This window comes from Imperialibacter sp. EC-SDR9 (genome assembly GCF_902498805.1).
GTDB lineage: Bacteria > Bacteroidota > Bacteroidia > Cytophagales > Cyclobacteriaceae > Imperialibacter.
The window spans coordinates 82,692-100,111 of record NZ_LR701582.1; the positions used below are offsets into that span (position 1 = coordinate 82,692).

Genomic DNA, 17,420 nt, shown 5'->3' on the forward strand with positions numbered 1-17,420 from the left:
GCATACACAATTAACAGAAGTATGAATTTGCACAAAAATCATACTAAAAAAATCAAAAGAGGTAATTAACTTCTTTTATAACTCAAATTGCGGTACGGTTGGTATACTTTACAAAAAATTATTAGTTACAAATATACCTAACAATTTAGTTGATGCATTTACCTGACGACACTTTATTTAGCCGGAAGTCAAGTAATCGCTCGTGTTTTTAGGTTATTTTGGCTATTTCAAGCTAATCGTTGGCAGTTATTGGGCGCATCTTACTATCTTAGTGCACGCAAAAAGCTTTTTATGTCGTCTCATATTCTTATCTCCAGTCTCGAATTCAATCAGAAAAAAATAGAATCATTGCTGGCGGATCTCACAATTGATGAAACACTGGCGTTCACTCACGACAACATCAACAATATCCATTGGATCGTGGGCCATATTGCTTCTCAAAGAGATACTTTGCTGGAAGACCTGACAGGCGAGATGACTTTTCCGCAGGAACTCAAGCAGTACTATGGCAAGGCTGGCGATCCCCGAAAAATGCCGAAGACTATTGACTGGTTGAAGTGCCTTGATATTCTCAAGGAACAGTTCAATGACATCTCCGCCTGGGTTTTAGAATGGGATAGCCAGGGACGCCTCGATAGAGAAAAGGGTGATGTGATAGTAAAATACCTTAGCCACGAGGCATATCACATTGGGCAGGTAAGCCTGATTAGGAAGATGCTCGGTAAGACTGCGGCTAAATAGCTGCAAAGTCTATTCGCAACAAGTCCCCTAAGCTTTGTGGGCCGTAGAAATAGTCAAGATCTGACTTTGCACAAGACTGGGTTATTTGCTATTAGTAATATCCACAAAGACTGTCAACCTGCATTCCTCACCGTTGAGCGTAACCTGTTCAACCGAAAAAAGTATCAATCTTTTTTGTCCTCGTTTTGTGCTGATTGAGAGTTTGCTTTCTCTGGACTTTGATGGATCACCCTTTCGGCTAAATATTTTTCTGATTTCGGCCAGGGGCACACTATTGAGTGTTAAAATAGGCTTGCCTGTATATTCTTCGTAGCTGTAGCCAAGCAATTCCTCAGCACTCTTGTTGATTTCGAGACAAATGGCGTCTTTGTTGCTTGTAATGCATAGCGCTACTGGGCTTGCATGGAAGGCGTCTAAAAACCTTTCTTCACTGTCACGCAAGTGCTTTTTGATATTGCTTAGTTCAGTCCTGTCGCTGATGGTGAGAAAATAAACCAGGTTTCCCTCACGGTCTGCAAATGAGCCGCCATTGTACCTGAAAATTTTTGCCCAGCGATTTTTAATGCTTCGCACTCTAACTTCCAGCCCATCCACATTTTCATTGTTCAACAGCCTCGGTAGTGGCCATTTGCTGACGGGTAAATACTTTCCATTTAGCTGCTCCACCTTAAAGTACTTCAGCAATTCTGTGAAGCTTTTGGGAGGACTTTGCAAAGAACTGAAGTCATGCATTTTTGATGCTGCTGTGTTCCAGTAGAGAAGCCTGCCCCCTTTGTCGGCAACTACCAAACCTTCCGATATATTATCAATGATACTTTTTAGGCGACTTTCGCTATTGAGAAGTGCTTGAAAATTGTTCCGACGCAGAGTAATATCAACTACCGACCCGCTAAGCTTTTCTATTCCGGTTTCGGGGCTCTTCACATAAATTCCTTTTAGCGCAAGCCAATGGACGGATTGGTCAGGCCAAATTACCCTTACCTCAAAGTCGAAGGAGCCATCTGCTTTGGCCGCTTCGAAAATTTCTTTGGCAGCCGACCGATCTTTCACGTGGATATGCTGGAGCAAAGTCGGTAAGTCCCATTGAGCAGCTTGCTCCTTGTATCCAAAAATTTGATCATGAATTCTACTCCTTATCGACTTGCCAGATGTAAGATCAATTTCCCAAACACCTATCTTCGAGTTTTCAATGGCATTGGAGTACAGCTCTGTAAATTGATTGTCCTCTCCATTAGAGTTTTCTGTTTCTATAACCTCTTTAATATTGTCCACAATGCCTCCTATAGATGGATCATTCAGCAGGTTTACGGCGGTCGAATCGTATACGTGGTAGCTACCGTCTTTGTGCAAAATTCTTGAACGATGACCTTTTACCGGAATGCCTGGATTAAGGATCACTTTCTCCATTATTTTTTGATTGGCAAGGAGATCATCCGGATGTACATTTGTGTATAGGTCAAGTTGCATTGTCTCCTCTGGAGTGTATCCCAGCACTTTCTCGATGGATGGCGATACGTAAATTGGTTTGCCCTCTGCTGAGAATACGATAACGGCGTCAGTACTACTTTCCAAAAGGGCCCGGAAGTTCATTTGGGGCTTAGGAGGCTCACTGTTGTCAGCATCCTTTTCATTAATCAAGTAAAGAAAAGCACCAATTAAATTTCCCTTTCTGTCAAGTGCTGGCTCAAGACGCATACTATAGTTAGTGTCTTCGATACGAATATTGTTTATCGTATCTTGATCCTTAAATACCTGTTCAAAAAGAGCAAACATCTCTTCCTTATCTTTTAAAAAAAGTGAATTGATAATTGAAAGTCCTCTTCTCGGTAGTGTGCCTGTAATCTGTGAAAAAGCGCTCTCAAAGTGGGGGTTGAACTTCTGAATCGCATAATCCTTGTCTATCAGCACTACTCCATGATAGGCATTGGATATGGAAGTCTTGATGTTTTCATTAGGTGCTGTTTTTTTACCGGCATCGGTGGCCGTTCCCCTGTTTCTTTTCATGCAAGCTGAATTTACAAAAAAAAGGCTGTTTTAGTGAAATACACTAAAGTCAACTACTGTAGTTAATAACGTATAAATAATAGCTGGCGAAAAAGAAAGCAGGCTGATTTTTATTTCCCGCTGTCGTCTGAATTAACAACGCAATATCAGCGATGGGTCTTTTAATTGCGCCATGTTTTTTTAATATTTTTTAACAATTGGCATTTCATCTAAACTTGACAAAAACTTTAGGCTTTTATAAAATTGCCACCGTTTCCGGGAATTCTTCGGAACTGTACTCAAAAGCTGGTAGTTGTTGAAAACTTCTTAATTGTTTTTTTAAGATAGAAAAATCATGTCAATAGTTGTTGAGAACCTGACCAAGAAATATGGAGAGCAGAAGGCAGTTAATGATATCTCCTTCAAAATTAACACCGGCGAGGTAGTTGGTTTTCTGGGGCCAAATGGAGCAGGAAAAAGCACCACCATGAAAATGATTACCTGCTACATGGCACCAACGAGTGGGGATGTCAGGCTGGACGAGTTGAGCATCCTTAATGAGCAGGAGGACATAAAGAAGAAGATCGGTTATTTGCCTGAAAACAATCCACTCTACACTGATATGGCGATTGTGGACTATCTGCGGTTTTGTGCCGAAATACAGGGAGTGAGCAAGGAAAAAATACCGTCCAGAATAGGTGATATGATAGACATGTGTGGCCTGGAAAGAGAGCGCCACAAGAAAATCAACGAACTTTCTAAGGGATACCGGCAGCGGGTTGGGCTTGCGCAGGCCATGATTCACGACCCTGAGATTTTGATACTGGATGAGCCAACCACAGGCCTTGACCCTAACCAAATCATAGAGATCAGAAAGTTGATTAAAAAACTGGGGAAGGAGAAAACGGTGATCCTTAGCTCTCATATCCTTTCGGAAGTAGAAGCTACCTGTGACCGTATCCTGATTATTAACAGGGGGAGGATTGTGGCCGACGGCACCTCAGATACATTAAGAAGCCAGGCAGAGGGCAAGGAATTGCTTACCGTTAAAATTGAAGCCGCCGATGCGGATGTGAAAAAGGCGCTGCTTGGGTTGGCTTCGGTAGAAACTGTTGAGCCTGTGGACGGGAAAGCCGGTTTCTTCTCAGTTCGGAGTAAGCCGGAAGTTTCGTCCCGAAAAGAGGTGTTTGACCTGTGTGTATCAAAAAAGTGGTACCTACTGGAAATGACAGGCCATGAAACCAAACTGGAAGATGTGTTTAGAGAATTAACCAACTAAGCCCATACACCGCAATACTAAATTGCGGTAAGGCCGACAAACACAATTGACTTTACATCTCTGAAACCAAATATCGATTTATTAACTAGCAACAACGACTGATATGAACAAGATTTGGATCATTGCCAGAAGAGAGTTGGCTTCCTATTTTGATTCTTTGATTGCCTACGTAATGATCATCATCTTCCTTGGCATGAGCGGGTTCTTTACCTGGCTTTTTGGGAGTAATATATTTATGATCAACCAGGCCAGCTTAAAAGTGTTCTTCGGAATTTCGTTCTGGACCTTATTCTTCTTTATCCCGGCCATCACCATGAGAACCCTGGCAGAAGAAAATAAAAGCGGAACCATTGAGCTCCTGTCGACCAAGGCCGTGTCCGATTTCCAAATTGTTGTAGGTAAATTTCTCGGCTGCCTGCTGCTGGTGGCCATCGCCCTGCTGTGCACGCTACCTTACTACATAACTGTGTCGCAGCTGGGTAATGTGGACCATGGCGGCATTATCGGAGGCTACCTTGGGCTCATTTTGCTATCGGCAGCCTACATCGGTATCGGGCTATTTGCCAGCAGCACCACAAGCAATCAGATCGTGGCTTTTCTAATGGCGCTTTTTATTGGAATTTTCTTTCAGATCTTATTCGATGTGCTTGGATCCAGTTTTAGGGGTGCTGCAGGTGGAATATTCTATTACCTGAGCATGCAAACCCATTTCGATTCTATGAGCAGAGGAGTAATCGATTCTCGTGATTTGATCTACTTTGGCTCTCTTATAGCTATCTCTTTATTGCTATCCCAGGCAATGCTTTCACGTCGCAATTGGCAATCTTAAACAACTACTGACATGAGGGGAAGAAACGTAATTATTCAATTGGCTATAGTGACTGGCATTCTTGTGGTAGTCAACTTGCTGTCGAGTAAACTATATTTCAGGGGCGATTTTACCGAAGACCAGCGATACACACTCAGCACGGCCACCAAAGACATATTGGAGGATTTGCCTGAAGTGGTCACTGTGAAAGCCTATTTTTCGGAAGACTTACCCACACAGTTGGTAAGCACCCGTCAGGACTTTGAAGATTTGCTGTTGGAATACGAGAACAGGTCGGACGGCTATCTGGTCTACGAGTTTTTGAACCCAAACGAGAATGAGCAGAAGGAGCAGGAAGCGCAACAAGCCGGTGTGAATCCGGTAATGGTCAATGTGCGGGAAAAGGATCAGATGAAACAAATGAGGGCTTATCTCGGCGCCATTATCCAGATGGGCGACCGCAAGGAGATCATTCCTTTGATACAGCCAGGAGCGGCCATGGAATATGCGCTCACCACTGCGATTAAAAAGATTGCCATAGCGGACAAACCTAAGATTGGTTTGATACAGGGGCATGGAGAGGCACCTTTGGAGGAAATGATTGAGCTATACCAACAGTTGTCGGTGCTTTATCAAATTGAATCATTCGCTCTTTCCGATTCTGCCACAGTTCCTCAGTACTACAGGTCGCTGGCCTGGATCAATCCGAAGGATACCATTCCTCAGGCGGACTTTGCGAAGCTCGACAAATACCTGGCCAGCGGAGGCACCATGTTCGTGGCCTACAGCAACCTGAACGGCGACTTAAGCCAGGCATATTTGTCGGCTGCTAACGACATCGGCGTAAGCAGCTGGCTTTCAAGGCTGGGCATTCAAATGGGAAGGGAGTTTGTGGTAGATGCGGAGAATGCGCCGGTCTCAGTACGGCAGCAAATGGGGCAGTTTACAATGAACCGGCAAATTGCCTTTCCTTACTTTCCTATCATTAAAAACTTCTCCGACCATCCTGCTTCCAAAGGACTTGAATCAGTCTTTCTGCCTTTTGCCAGCACGATTAACTTTACTAAGACTGATACCACCTTTCGTTCAACCAGCCTACTCATGACTTCCGAGCTTTCCGGCCTGGTTAGTCCGCCGACTACTGTCGACATACAAAGACAGTGGACGGAGAATGATTTTCAAAACAGCTCGCTGCCAGTGGCAATGGCTGTTGAAGGCCCCCTGAGTGGTACTGCATCTTCGAAAATGGTGGTAGTGTCGAATGGTCAATTTATTATCAATGGGCCGCAAGGGCAGCAGCAACAGCTCAATGCCGACAATGTGAGCTTTGCTTCCAATGCCATCGACTGGCTGTCGGACGACACGGGTTTGATTGACCTTCGAACCAAGGGAGTAACGGCCAGGCCACTGGTTCAGCTGGAGGATAGCACAAAGGAGCTTCTAAAATATGGCAATGTGCTGCTTCCAATACTGCTGCTGCTCATTTATGCTTTTGTGCGGAAGCAAAGAAACAACCGCAAGCGGCAACAGTGGGCAGCCGGCAATTATTAGATTCATTGAGTAGTATTTGTTCGTAAAGCGGAAAAATCACACGAATTATGAAAAGTACATTGAAACTATTGGGTGTTCTTGGGATACTCATTGCTCTTTACTTTGTGGTTCAGTTCACAACAGACAGGGGTAGAAGTAAGTCGTTTAGGTCGGAGCTGGTCAAGATTGATACTGCTGCCGTAACAAAACTGCAGATCGAAGCCAACGGTGAGCAGCTCGTGGTAGAAAAGGGGGAGAACCAGTGGAGAGTGAATACAACAGCAGGAAAGAATGTGGCCGCAACGTCTTCGAGCGTTAAAGGTATTTTGAATAGCCTGATGTCAGTGAAGCCAAGCAGGCTGGTAGCCAAAGATGAGTCGAAGTGGAAAGACTATCAGGTCGATAGTGCAGGTACGAGGGTAGAAGTTTTTGAGGGAGGGGAGAAAACACTTGACCTGGTTGTGGGGAGGTTCAATATGGAAGGGCAGCGGCAGTTCAGTACCTACGTCAGGTTGTTTGAGGATCCGGAAGTTTACTCAGCGGCAAACTTTATGGGTGCCAGTCTTTCGACCAATTCTGCCTCGTATCGCAACCAGCAGCTGGCAAGGTTTACCAAAGATAGTGTCTATCAGGTGACCTTTGAGTATCCGGATTCAGCCTTCACGCTTAGTAAAGCGGATGGCAAATGGTTATTAGACGGCCAACCTGCCGACTCAGCCAACACAGCCAAATACCTGCAGGGCATTGCCTACCTGTCCAATAGAAACTTTGCTGATGATTTTAACCCGGTTGGAAGCCCGCTGTTTAGCGTGACTTACCTTGTTAAAAGTGGTAATCCGCTTAAACTGGAGGGCTACCTGCCCAATGGTGAGTTGGTGGTGCATTCGGATTTCAATGCTGAGGAGTACTTTAAGGATGCCGGCTTGAAGGACAAAATATTCAAAGGGTCGACGTATTTTTTGAGTGAGGAGGAGTAGGGCTGGGTTTTAGCCACCGGTACCAGATGGTACTGCATCCTGCTGATGCACGCCCTTGTATTTCACTTGCCTGGTGTAGGTATCAATAGTGTCTTTGGAGGCTTGATCGATGTGGTAGTACTCATAAGTCACGTCTACGTCCAACTCGTATTTCCTTTCGGACTTTTTCGTGCCTTTGATAGAGCCCTCTTTCAAAGCAACGTTCGAAGTGTATCCGCAGTAACAATAATAGAGAAAAAGCGTTTTCAAATCCTTTAGCTCTTCACCAGCATACTCAAAGCTTTCACCCGGGTTTTCCAACTCCACGAAAAAATCTTCTGAGTACTCATCGTCTGCTATGGCTTTGTCATCTTCCCTGGTGTAATGACGATGGAAAACAACATTATCGCCTGAAAAGGCAAAGGGAAATTCACCAGTGAGTTTGGCGTCAACGAAGAAGTCAAGGCTCTCTTCTGCCGGATTGATACCTTCATCTTGTCCGCAGCTTAAGAAAATGAAAACATAGAAAATGGCTAATACTCCAGAAGCTCGCATAAGTTTGTCTTTTTTTTAAAGACATCACTAGGGCGGACTTAGTTGGAAGGGATGAAGTCAATACCTCCAAAATAGCCGATCCCAGACTGTCTTGAACAGTCGAAATGGTTCTTTACCGAGGTTGTTGGTTTTTGTTTGAAGGAAATCCTCAATTTCCGGTATGTTGGTGATGAAAAGTGGCGACAATTCAGCGACTTTTCCATCTTCTGTGTAGAGCAAAAGGCCGAACTTAGCCAGGAAGTTTAATGGAACTACTTGCTTTTTGAATCCCTTAAGCTGACTGTAGTTAAAGGTTTTCTCTTTGCCCCAGAACGGATACTTTATGGTGACCTTTTCCTCGTCAAGAGTGATTTTTGCCAGAATCGGATAGAGGGATGAGAAAACCTGATAGTTGGCCAGCAGCATGATGAGAAGAACGGCAAGTGTTGGACCCGTCGAAGTATAGTCTTTCGCCAGTGATACCATAAAGCTCATCGCTACGATCACCAGCGGGGCTATCAGGAGAGTCATTTTCATCCAAATAACTTTGAAAGTGTCCCGCTTTACATCCATTACCAATTAAGTTTTTCTCTTATAAATGACGTTAGACTTTCTGCCATCTTTTTGTTGTCAGCCACTCTAGGGTGCCCTCCTTTTTCGATGAAGGGAAAGAAATGGGTATAGATCAACGAGTCGCCCAGCCCGTCGACAGCCTCCTGCACATAGCCTGGCCATGCTGAGCCCTCTTTGGTGGCATCCATGCTGCCCAGCGCACAAATGATGGGTGTGTCGGGGTACACGTTTCTGACCATGCTGATAAACTCCTGGTAAGAGGCAATTATCTTTTCTTCGCTCGGGGCTGTTTCTCCCAGTCGGAGACTGAAGGAAGGCTGCTCAGGCATATTGACCAACCAGGAATCATTTTGAAAGAGGTTAACCACAACCAGATCGGGTGTTATTCTTGAAAAGTCCCATCTGCTTGCCGAGTCTTTTGGGTTTAGCCTGGGAAAAACCTCGGGCATGATAATAGTGGGATCCCAACTGATCATAATGCCAATGCCGCTGCGGCAAGTGCAAAGGTAGTCCGCATTGAAATTTCGAGCGGTTAGCGCTCCGTATGTTGGGTAGTTGTTCGTATAAACGCTGTCAGGCGAATCGCCACCTGTCAGATCTTCGATGGCATAACCAGCTGTGATGGAGTTGCCAATGAACTCTATCGTTCTCGAATTTTCAGGCGTTGGCAGCAGCTCGCCCGTAACTTCAAACCCGTGAATGGTGGTGCTTCCTTTGTCCCATTCATTTCTTTTGATGAGCGAAATGGTATGCTCTCCCTCTTCCAGGTCTTTGGCGAGTGTGTACCACTTTGTTGCGCTGTCTAGCCTGATATACCTGATACTGTCTTTGTCGATGACAATATTGAAGTAGTTGTCGCCTCGTTCGTCTGCAAGCTCGACCCTCAGGCCCGTGCCGTTAATAGTCAATGTTGCCTCCGAGCCCGACCAGAATAGAACAGGTGCCTTGGGGTTCCCAAAATCGATTCGGCCGGTGTAGTTGATTTGCTGATTGTCGGCCTCCAGCTTAAGCTTTTCCAGCTGAGAGCAACCCGTTAAAATCGAAATTATCAACAGGAGAGGTAGGACTAGGTGGTTTTTCATCGCATGCTTTTTAACTCAATGAAGAAGGCAGACAGGGCATTGCTTCCATGCCCATATATTTACCCATGGCATGTCAGTAAAATGCCAGTATAAACTTCTAAAAATATTGGCAGATAAAATAATCGATTTTACCATAAGCAAAGCGTTTCCATCCTGGGCTATTTCTTAAACAAAAAATATACTGCTGCTACCAGGCAAGCAAACCCGGCCAGGTGGTTCCACCGAAGCGTCTCGGTTTTGAAAACAAGCAAGGTGAAGACGGTAAACACAATTAGTGTGATCACCTCCTGAATGACTTTGAGCTGCACGAGCGAAAAAGGGCCTCCGTTTTCCCGGAAGCCGATTCGGTTGGCAGGTACCTGAAACATGTATTCAAATAAGGCAATGCCCCAGCTAATCAAAACTATAGAAACAAGGCCAAGGCTTTCGAACCACTTCAGCTCCCTGAATTTGAGGTGGCCATACCAGGCAAGTGTCATGAATACGTTGGAAGTAATGAGCAGAAGGATGGTGTAAACCGCTTTCATACGTGAAGATTAAGCGGTAAATATACTGAAAGGGCTAATTCAATATAACGATGGATGCATTTAGCAAGGCTGCAAAGGAAACCCAAATAAGGTAGGGAACCAGTAGCCAGGCAGCAGTTTTGCTAATGAGGTAAAACCGATTGATAGAAAGCAGGATGGCAACCCAAAGCACCACAATTTCAACCAATGCAGCAGTAGGGTTTCTCAGACCAAAAAACAAAACAGACCAGAGACTATTTAGAAGCAACTGTCCCACGAACAGGCCCAATGCGAGTTTTACTCCAATTGACTCTTTTGCCCTGGACCAAACAATCCCCGCCGCCACGCCCATCATTGCGTAAAGCAGCGTCCACACAGGGGCAAACAACCAATTGGGCGGATTAAAAGGCGGCTTGTTTAGGGTGGTGTACCAGGTAGATACCGATGATGAGGTTGCAATACCGGAGAGGGCACCCACCGCCAAACAAACGATGACTGAAGCTGCGATCCTGATAATAATTGTTTTGTTACTAGCCATCTTGTTATAACCCTCAATTGGCTAATAAGTTTGGTGATCTATTTTTTGTAAGGTACCAGATCCGATTTAATAGTCACTTCAATTTCCTCGGCTATGTTTTGAAACACGATCTGAGGAATTTCGATGTCGTGATCCACTAATTTGACCATGAAAACTGACTCAAGACGAACGACGCTTCCTTCGACGAAGAGTTTTGCTGGTAATGATCTTTCTTGTGGCACACCATGTATGTCTAGTGCGCCCTTGGCAGTCACCTCATAAATCCCATTTTTGGTAAAATCAAAATTGCCAACGATCGATCCTTTGAAAGCGCCATAGGGATGCTTTTCACTCTCCAAATAGTTTTCGTTGAAGTGCTCTTTCATCAAGTCTTTGGCGAACTCGAAAGTTTTGATTGGCACTCTGAAGGAGAAGGACTTCTCTGCAACATTGATCAAGCCCTGAGCCGAAGTGGTAGTCGCTGTGATGTCTTCTATCAGTGCGTCGGAGAAGAAGCGGACGTTGGAGCTTTCCAGCATATAAATCTGAGCTCTGGCAGTTCCTGCATATACGAAAAGGGCGAGGAGTACTGCAAAGGTTAATTTCGATGTCTTTTTCATTCCATTCTCGATTTTTTGGACAGTGTAAACTCTCTCGTGACATTAAACCCAAAATGTATGCCACCATTGCCCCATGTGTCGGTGTTTTCAGCAATGAAGCCTTTTTCCATCATGGCCAAAGAGTTGGTGAGGTGCAGCTGGAAGACGTGTCCACCTGTTTCGATGTCGAAACCGATAGAGAAGGAGTCGTTGTAGTTAGCTACGTTAGGGGCATTTTTGTCAGCTACCCTCAGAATGTATTCACCATTTAAGGCGGTTCTGCGGGAAAGTTTGATCCGGCCTCCGAAGCCAACAGCAGGGATATCATTGAGGTCGGTGGTACCCTCTACCAGATTGAAATGCACCCAGGTAGGCACGACCTCAAATGAGAACCTGTCGCTGAATTTGCGGGCAAGCACAAGCTGATGCACAAAGGCTATGCGTGAGCTAAAGTAATTGGTGCGGTCGGGAAACTCCCACCTCAAACCATTTACAGACATATTACTGACCCAAACGGCGCTAAGTGGCATTACTTTCTTGCCAGTCGACTGGCGGAGGATGGCTGCCTTCACAAAGCCATCGTAGGTCTTTTCGTAGGTTGAGCGCCCCACACCAACCATGAGCCATTTGGTGAGCCCAAAGTCGAAACCAAATCGAACCGATGACTGGTCAAGGCCCCACAGGTTGTAGGCGCCCCCGTTGAGCGGGCCAAAACGATGCGAGATTCTGAACTCCATTGCGCCGGGGGCTACTCTTTCGGGCGAATGAAGGTTGATGACCCTGGAGGATTTGAAAGTGGCTGTGGTATAGTCGATGGTTTCGCTTTCCATCGAGTTGAGCAGGTCATCCAGGTCTTGTGCAAGTGATGGTGCAATGGCAAAGGCAACCAAAAGGGTAAAAATTGAAAGTCTCTTCATGGTTCGGTGTTAATTATTAAGGGTTCCTTCCGCAATCCATTGCTCTATCAGGCTGATTTGGCAGGAGGAAAGCTTGCTGCTCCCCTGAGGCATTTGGGGGTAGCCGGAGTCGTGATTGACTACTCCTGCCAGGCTGCCATTATCGGCCCTTACTTTCACATTTTGATAGGAATCGAGCCTGACTCCCCCGCCTAGATTTGAGGATGCACTTGCCGAGTGGCAAGAAAGGCATCGAGCCGATAGTATCGGTTGGATGGAAGCCGAATAAGTAATGGCAGTTGATCCATCGCAGTTGGTGCCGCCTCCTGTTTCCTCGGGATAGAGGTCTTGTTCATTGTCCCACTTGCACGAGGCCAGGGCGAAACAAAGAAGCACTGGTAAAAACAGTTTTCGCATATAACGCTTTTTGGGTGAAGGGTTGACTGACGGTTTATCTACAAATAAGTAATATTCACACGACTTACTTATATGAAATACGAAGTAAATGTCGGGTTGGTGGCCTCCCCTAAAAAATTAATGCCATACCGGCAGATCCGATGGACACAAGAGGTCTTTTTCTGCTGAAACGTCATGCGAGCTAACCATCAGGCATTGGCAGGGACTAATCGAACCGCCAGCTTCCGGTTCCGAGACGATTAAATTCCTTGAAGAAACCTTAGTTTTTTTGAAAAGATTGAGAGAAAATATAATGCTTTTTTTCATACATTTATGAAGTAAACATCCACTTTCAGAGAGTTTTTTTCAATGAAAATCATCTTGTTTGTTTTCAGTCTCGCTATAAGCATTTCTGCAATTGCGCAAAATGATGTAAGGTTTGTGGCAGATCCAGGCCAGGCCAACACTCGATTTACGTCGCAAACTGGGCTCATCCGAGGGGGGCAAATCACCAAAAGCCAGGCGAGTCAGTTGTATTTGCCGACAGGTGAATACCTGGTTCACTGGAAAAGAAGTGAAATTAAGCAGTATGACAGAATTTTCACAGATGATGGCTGGATTCCTAGTAGCGTCCATTTGTGGGAAGGTTATGGCTCAGATGGTCAAGATCGTTTTATTGCAACAACAATTGACGGGAAGATCAACTCAATGAGGTGGTCTGAAAAGGAAGAGTATTTTCAGTTGATCCGTCTTGATTCTTCCATGTACCAGTTTTCTGCTAACAGCGGTAGTGATCTAAACCTCAACGTCAATTGCGATTTTGATCTGCACATGGATCCGGAAACCAAAGTTGGCAGTGTTGGAGGTCGGCTCGCTTACACAAGTTGCCAATTGATCGAGTTCCAAATCGTGAGTGATATGGCCTTAGGAAAGACAACAGAGCAATTTGTACAAGCAGAAGCGACTGTCCTTGAATGGTTTGCTATCGCTCAGACATATTTTATAAGTTTTGATATAGATTTTAGTCTGCGTTTAAAACAACTGGTGATGCCTACCAAGGAAAGCCCGTTTCCCAAAGCAAATGACCCAACGGTGTTGAGCTTCGGTGATCTGAATTTTCATCTCAGAAATTGGCTTGAAGAAAAAGAGATGTCAGCAGGTTTGTTCGATTTTACATTGGCATTCACTCAGTTTAACTACCCAACAGGCAACAACGTTGGACATATTTTTGCAGGGCCGGAGAATTCGCTAGGAATTATGATTGTCGAACAGCAAGCCTCGTTATCGAGCACTGTGCAAATTATTGTTCATGAGATTGGACATGGATTTGGGGCCAGCCATGACGCAACGACTGGTTATTTAATGTCACCTTTCCAAAGTGGAGGCTCCTGGAGTAGAAAAAGCAAGGATGAGATCAATGAATATATGTCGAGCCCTGACGTGTTGGCTCATTTTCAACAATGCCCAAGATTGGTTTTCTCAGCTGACATGATAGAAGAGAACGTGGTTTTGAATTGGGAAACAAGCTACGAATATCAGGTTAGCTACTACGTTCTTCATTTAGAGAGCACAGGTGTTCTTGCCACTATTCCAGCAATCGGCAAAGAAAATGAACCGGTCAGTTACCAGTTTGTCCATGAAAACCCTGGCAACGAAAGAAACATTTACCGAATCTATCAGTATTCAGTTTTTGATGAGCAGCTTGCGTCGGCTAATATTGCTGTTGACCTGTCGGGGGGGAAGGAACATGATGGAACTACCTATGGCCCCAACCCATTTAACGAACATTTGTATGTTGACCTGGCCGACCCGACAGATGGATTCATTATCTATGATATATCGGGCAGGATTTATTTCCAGGGACACTTATCGGAAACGTCATTTGAGTTGGCTACTGCCGTATGGAAGAAGGGGATATATTTTCTTAGGATCAACGACGAAGTCATTAAAGTAATTAAGGAGTAGTTGTTGCACTGTAGAATAGATGTGGCGGACTGAAAGCGGTTGTTGTCAGGCTCACTTCACTTTCTCCCCACCTATCCAAACACCTGAAATGCTCTTGCCGTTCTTAATATCCTCCAGTGGATTGGCATCCAATACCACAAAATCCGCCCAGTAGCCAGGCGCAAGCTTGCCAACATCTTTGAGATCGAGGCACTTGGCTGCATAGCTTGTAGCCGACACAATAATTTGCATGGGGCTTAGCCCGGCATCGGCCATCATGGCCATTTCCAGGTGTTCGAAGTAGCCCATAAAGCGGGTGGGGATGCCACTGTCGGTGCCGAAGGCAATGGTGACGCCGTTGTCGGAAAGCGTTTTCAAGTTGGCCATGGCAGTTGGTAGTTGTTGCTTGTAGGTTTGGGCGCTTTTGCTGTTTTTGATCTGCTGTTGTCTGGTTGGATCAAGCAGCGGCTGCACTGTAGCCTCACTAAATTCCTTCTGAAAGAAAGGGTCTGAAAAGAAGAAAGCCGTGTCTTCATAAACATAGGTTGAAAGCTCTCTGGTGAGGGTGGGGCAGTAGCACACTTTCTGTTCCTTCAGTAGCCCAATGAGCTCATCATCTACCGGGAGATCACGGACACTGTGAGCGAGGAAGTCGGAGCCAGCTGCCAATAGTTTTTTGGCGTCGTCCAGATAGTACATATGAGTGGCTATTTTGTAGCCAAGCTCATGAGAGCGGTTGATCACTGCCTTATAAACGTCTTCCGTCATTTTGGGGCTGCTGCCAAGGTTATCGTCGACCCTTATCTTCATAAAGTCAACGCCCATGCCGTCATTTTGATCAACTACGGCAACAGCTTCTTCCAGAGTATTGCCGGAAATTACCTCACCTGCTATGTACAAACGGGCTCTTTGCATGACCGCTGTATCTACGATTGCTCTCAACGAAACCGCTTCTTGCTTGTCGGCCCCCAGACTGACCACAGTGGTGACGCCGTATCTGGCAAAAAGGCTCAGGTTGTCGATCACATTTTGCTTTGAGTAGTGCCCACCTTTTATGCCTTTTACATCACCGACGTGGCCATGTGCATTGATAAGGCCTGGGATGATGGTCTTGCCCGAGAGGTCTTTCACTATGGTGTTGTCGGGCAAAGTCACATCATTCTTTGCCCCCATTGTCACAATGCGGCCATCTGCCACCAGCAGAACTCCATTTTGGATAGGTGCAGCGCCAGTTCCATCAATAATAGTGGCTCCGGTGAAGGCTGTGGTAACTATGTTGTCGGTTTGCTGCGGCGCTGAGCAGGAAGTAAAGCCCAACAGGGCGAGAAAAAGGCAGTGGCGAGTTTTCATATATTAAAGGTAATGAATTTCAGAGCCAGGGACAGCAGGCTGGCGTATTCTGCTGATGATACTATATCTCTATGATGGATTCTTCAAAGGTTTCGGGGTCAATAGCCTTGTTCTTAAGCCGTGTTTTGTAGGTGTATATGGTGTTAATGGAGTAATTCAGTAAGCGAGCTATTTGATTGTTGTCGTTGATGCCGAGTCTCAAAAGAGCGTATATGCGGATTTCAGGCGTAAGCAATTTCATATGTGGATCCAACTGATCATTGGCTTTCAACAAGCCATTTAGCTTCTCAATGAAATCCGGGAACAGATTGAGAAACATATCATCGAAATTCTTGTAAAGCAGCTCCCGCTCTTTGAAAGAGTTGATATTGTCGGTGATTTCCGATAGGTCATCAAACTTTCGCTGACTTAGCTTTCGGTTGATGGAGGTCACCAGCTTTTCTGTCTTGAACAGGTGTTCCGAAATCAGGTTAAAAAACTGTCCAATATAGGCCTCTTTGATTTTGTTGGATTCTTCTAGCTTGTGATTGGCATTGAAAAGTGATTCGTTGGCGGTGTCGAGGCTTCGCTTTGAAATGCGAAGCTTGCTAAGCTGCCTGAAAATGATAAACAAGAACAGCGCTAAAAAAAGTACCAGCAATGTGATAATGTAGGAGTAGCTGATGACCCTTGTGTTTCTGCTTTCCAGCTCCTGGTACTGCTTTCCCTCGATAATTGGAAGTATGTCTGACACCTCCACTTTTCGAAGCCGGGAAGAATAGAAATTGGCATCATCGAGGGCTTGTTTGATAAACAGAGAGGATCGGCGTAAGTCACCCTTTCTGAAAAGGCTTTCTGCCAGCTCCCTCATGGAAACGTTCTCCTTTACAGCACCTCTTATATCATTTATGGCTGAGAGTGCTTTGTAGTAAATGGCTTTTTCTGGGAATTTTTCATCAAAGACAACTCCCATATCATACGATCTCATGGCCAGCTGATGGTGTGTCAAATTAAAGTTTTTGACCATCGAGAGGTAGACTCTTTCGGTCTCTTCGAAGTCGCCCTCTGCCTGGTTGATTTGAATGCGGATAAAATGAGACCGAAGAGAGGAAGGCGAATGAAGCGCCAATTCCCTGTTCATATAGTCTCTGCTTCTTTGCTGATAGATCTTGGCGTAATAAAAATCCTTTACGAAGTAGGCCATGAAATCGTAAAGTCGTGTAGTGACTGAATAAAATTCGCTTCTAATACTGTCAGGCATGTTGGTGAGGTCAACAGCTTCAAGAGTGTCAGCAGCCTCTTTCAGCAGTCCGCCTGATTCCAGCACAAAAGCTGTTTTGATGCGAGCGGTTTGAATGCATTCGAAAGACCCGATCTGATAGGCGAGGTCAGAGAGCTTGAGTGAGTAGAAAAATGCAGAATCGTACTGGAACGACTTGTATTGATCCACTATGTGCCAGCATGCCTTGTATTTGTCTGTGAGGCTGGTTGATTTACTGAGAGAGGATTTATAGGCATCTAAGGTGGCTAACTTCTTTTGTACGTAGGCTTCTCTAATTGCAATTTCCCCTTCAAGTACTGTTAAAATACTATCGGTATTCAAAAGGGCAACCTCTTGAGTGAAAGCGAAATAAGGGACTAAAAGGGCAAATAAGAGGTGCTTTTTCATTGAATTAACCTAGCATAAAAGGCAGTTGAATGTCCTTGTCAGAGATGTGACTGTATCGGAGTTGCGTCCATCGCAGCA

17 protein-coding genes are annotated in these 17,420 nt (G+C 45.1%); 6 read left to right on the forward strand and 11 right to left on the reverse strand.

The window, feature by feature from the left end; translation table 11 throughout:
- The first annotated feature begins 291 nt into the window (after positions 1–291).
- On the forward strand, positions 292–741 hold the full coding sequence (locus GC130_RS11675) for a DinB family protein (protein WP_151998488.1): 450 nt from the start codon (positions 292–294) through the stop codon (positions 739–741).
- Between the two features lie 81 nt (positions 742–822).
- On the opposite strand, the gene GC130_RS11680 is transcribed toward GC130_RS11675, so the two are convergent.
- A complete protein-coding gene (locus tag GC130_RS11680; protein WP_151998489.1) occupies positions 823–2,745 on the reverse strand; it encodes a PAS domain-containing protein in 1,923 nt (640 codons plus the stop codon).
- Between the two features lie 334 nt (positions 2,746–3,079).
- Here GC130_RS11680 and GC130_RS11685 point away from each other — a divergent pair, with 334 nt between their 5' ends.
- From GC130_RS11685 to GC130_RS11700, 4 genes are all read left to right on the forward strand, one after another.
- Positions 3,080–4,003: an ATP-binding cassette domain-containing protein gene (locus tag GC130_RS11685; RefSeq protein WP_151998490.1), complete on the forward strand. Its 924-nt coding sequence runs from the start codon at positions 3,080–3,082 to the stop codon at positions 4,001–4,003.
- A gap of 103 nt (positions 4,004–4,106) precedes the next feature.
- Positions 4,107–4,832, forward strand: coding sequence for an ABC transporter permease (locus tag GC130_RS11690; protein ID WP_151998491.1), 726 nt, complete (start codon positions 4,107–4,109; stop codon positions 4,830–4,832).
- Between the two features lie 12 nt (positions 4,833–4,844).
- A complete protein-coding gene (locus tag GC130_RS11695; RefSeq protein ID WP_151998492.1) occupies positions 4,845–6,362 on the forward strand; it encodes a Gldg family protein in 1,518 nt (505 codons plus the stop codon).
- Between the two features lie 47 nt (positions 6,363–6,409).
- The gene (locus tag GC130_RS11700; RefSeq protein WP_151998493.1) at positions 6,410–7,318 is read left to right on the forward strand and encodes a DUF4340 domain-containing protein; all 909 of its coding nucleotides are present in this window, start codon (positions 6,410–6,412) and stop codon (positions 7,316–7,318) included.
- Between the two features lie 9 nt (positions 7,319–7,327).
- Here GC130_RS11700 and GC130_RS11705 read toward each other — a convergent pair whose 3' ends face one another.
- The 8 genes from GC130_RS11705 to GC130_RS11740 form a co-directional block, all read right to left on the reverse strand.
- Entirely contained in the window at positions 7,328–7,852 is a 525-nt protein-coding gene (locus tag GC130_RS11705; RefSeq protein WP_151998494.1) for a hypothetical protein, read from the reverse strand.
- Between the two features lie 57 nt (positions 7,853–7,909).
- Entirely contained in the window at positions 7,910–8,404 is a 495-nt protein-coding gene (locus GC130_RS11710; RefSeq protein ID WP_151998495.1) for a hypothetical protein, read from the reverse strand.
- Positions 8,404–9,486: an SGNH/GDSL hydrolase family protein gene (locus tag GC130_RS11715; RefSeq protein ID WP_151998496.1), complete on the reverse strand. Its 1,083-nt coding sequence runs from the start codon at positions 9,484–9,486 to the stop codon at positions 8,404–8,406. Before GC130_RS11715 ends, GC130_RS11710 begins: the two co-directional genes overlap by 1 nt.
- Before the next feature lie 158 nt (positions 9,487–9,644).
- On the reverse strand, positions 9,645–10,013 hold the full coding sequence (locus GC130_RS11720) for a DMT family protein (protein ID WP_151998497.1): 369 nt from the start codon (positions 10,011–10,013) through the stop codon (positions 9,645–9,647).
- A gap of 34 nt (positions 10,014–10,047) precedes the next feature.
- Positions 10,048–10,530 carry a TspO/MBR family protein gene (locus GC130_RS11725; RefSeq protein WP_151998498.1) on the reverse strand — a complete coding sequence of 161 codons (483 nt, stop codon included), beginning with the start codon at positions 10,528–10,530 and terminating at the stop codon, positions 10,048–10,050.
- Positions 10,531–10,568: 38 nt separating this feature from the next.
- Entirely contained in the window at positions 10,569–11,129 is a 561-nt protein-coding gene (locus tag GC130_RS11730; protein WP_151998499.1) for a YceI family protein, read from the reverse strand.
- Entirely contained in the window at positions 11,126–12,025 is a 900-nt protein-coding gene (locus GC130_RS11735) for a DUF5777 family beta-barrel protein (RefSeq protein ID WP_201568389.1), read from the reverse strand. Before GC130_RS11735 ends, GC130_RS11730 begins: the two co-directional genes overlap by 4 nt.
- 9 nt (positions 12,026–12,034) lie before the next feature.
- Complete coding sequence (locus GC130_RS11740) at positions 12,035–12,421, reverse strand: hypothetical protein (RefSeq protein ID WP_151998500.1); 387 nt, start codon at positions 12,419–12,421, stop codon at positions 12,035–12,037.
- Positions 12,422–12,769: 348 nt separating this feature from the next.
- Between GC130_RS11740 and GC130_RS11745 the strand changes: the two genes are divergently transcribed.
- Positions 12,770–14,365 (forward strand): M12 family metallo-peptidase, encoded by a 1,596-nt coding sequence (locus GC130_RS11745; RefSeq protein WP_151998501.1) that lies wholly within the window; start codon positions 12,770–12,772, stop codon positions 14,363–14,365.
- A gap of 51 nt (positions 14,366–14,416) precedes the next feature.
- Here GC130_RS11745 and GC130_RS11750 read toward each other — a convergent pair whose 3' ends face one another.
- Entirely contained in the window at positions 14,417–15,694 is a 1,278-nt protein-coding gene (locus GC130_RS11750) for an amidohydrolase family protein (protein WP_151998502.1), read from the reverse strand.
- A 61-nt stretch (positions 15,695–15,755) separates the two neighbouring features.
- A complete protein-coding gene (locus GC130_RS11755) occupies positions 15,756–17,342 on the reverse strand; it encodes a DUF6377 domain-containing protein (RefSeq protein ID WP_151998503.1) in 1,587 nt (528 codons plus the stop codon).
- Positions 17,343–17,420: the final 78 nt, after the last annotated feature.

What these genes read in the sequence shown, in the direction of transcription:
- GC130_RS11685 (WP_151998490.1), top strand. Translation starts at nt 3,080, where the DNA reads ATGTCAATAGTTGTTGAGAACCTGACCAAGAAATATGGAGAGCAGAAG.
- GC130_RS11680 (WP_151998489.1), bottom strand. Translation starts at nt 2,745, where the DNA reads ATGAAAAGAAACAGGGGAACGGCCACCGATGCCGGTAAAAAAACAGCA.
- GC130_RS11715 (WP_151998496.1), bottom strand. Translation starts at nt 9,486, where the DNA reads ATGAAAAACCACCTAGTCCTACCTCTCCTGTTGATAATTTCGATTTTA.
- GC130_RS11750 (WP_151998502.1), bottom strand. Translation starts at nt 15,694, where the DNA reads ATGAAAACTCGCCACTGCCTTTTTCTCGCCCTGTTGGGCTTTACTTCC.
- GC130_RS11690 (WP_151998491.1), top strand. Translation starts at nt 4,107, where the DNA reads ATGAACAAGATTTGGATCATTGCCAGAAGAGAGTTGGCTTCCTATTTT.
- GC130_RS11700 (WP_151998493.1), top strand. Translation starts at nt 6,410, where the DNA reads ATGAAAAGTACATTGAAACTATTGGGTGTTCTTGGGATACTCATTGCT.
- GC130_RS11730 (WP_151998499.1), bottom strand. Translation starts at nt 11,129, where the DNA reads ATGAAAAAGACATCGAAATTAACCTTTGCAGTACTCCTCGCCCTTTTC.
- GC130_RS11720 (WP_151998497.1), bottom strand. Translation starts at nt 10,013, where the DNA reads ATGAAAGCGGTTTACACCATCCTTCTGCTCATTACTTCCAACGTATTC.
- GC130_RS11710 (WP_151998495.1), bottom strand. Translation starts at nt 8,404, where the DNA reads ATGGATGTAAAGCGGGACACTTTCAAAGTTATTTGGATGAAAATGACT.
- GC130_RS11735 (WP_201568389.1), bottom strand. Translation starts at nt 12,025, where the DNA reads ATGAAGAGACTTTCAATTTTTACCCTTTTGGTTGCCTTTGCCATTGCA.
- GC130_RS11740 (WP_151998500.1), bottom strand. Translation starts at nt 12,421, where the DNA reads ATGCGAAAACTGTTTTTACCAGTGCTTCTTTGTTTCGCCCTGGCCTCG.
- GC130_RS11705 (WP_151998494.1), bottom strand. Translation starts at nt 7,852, where the DNA reads ATGCGAGCTTCTGGAGTATTAGCCATTTTCTATGTTTTCATTTTCTTA.
- GC130_RS11755 (WP_151998503.1), bottom strand. Translation starts at nt 17,342, where the DNA reads ATGAAAAAGCACCTCTTATTTGCCCTTTTAGTCCCTTATTTCGCTTTC.
- GC130_RS11725 (WP_151998498.1), bottom strand. Translation starts at nt 10,530, where the DNA reads ATGGCTAGTAACAAAACAATTATTATCAGGATCGCAGCTTCAGTCATC.
- GC130_RS11745 (WP_151998501.1), top strand. Translation starts at nt 12,770, where the DNA reads ATGAAAATCATCTTGTTTGTTTTCAGTCTCGCTATAAGCATTTCTGCA.
- GC130_RS11695 (WP_151998492.1), top strand. Translation starts at nt 4,845, where the DNA reads ATGAGGGGAAGAAACGTAATTATTCAATTGGCTATAGTGACTGGCATT.
- GC130_RS11675 (WP_151998488.1), top strand. Translation starts at nt 292, where the DNA reads ATGTCGTCTCATATTCTTATCTCCAGTCTCGAATTCAATCAGAAAAAA.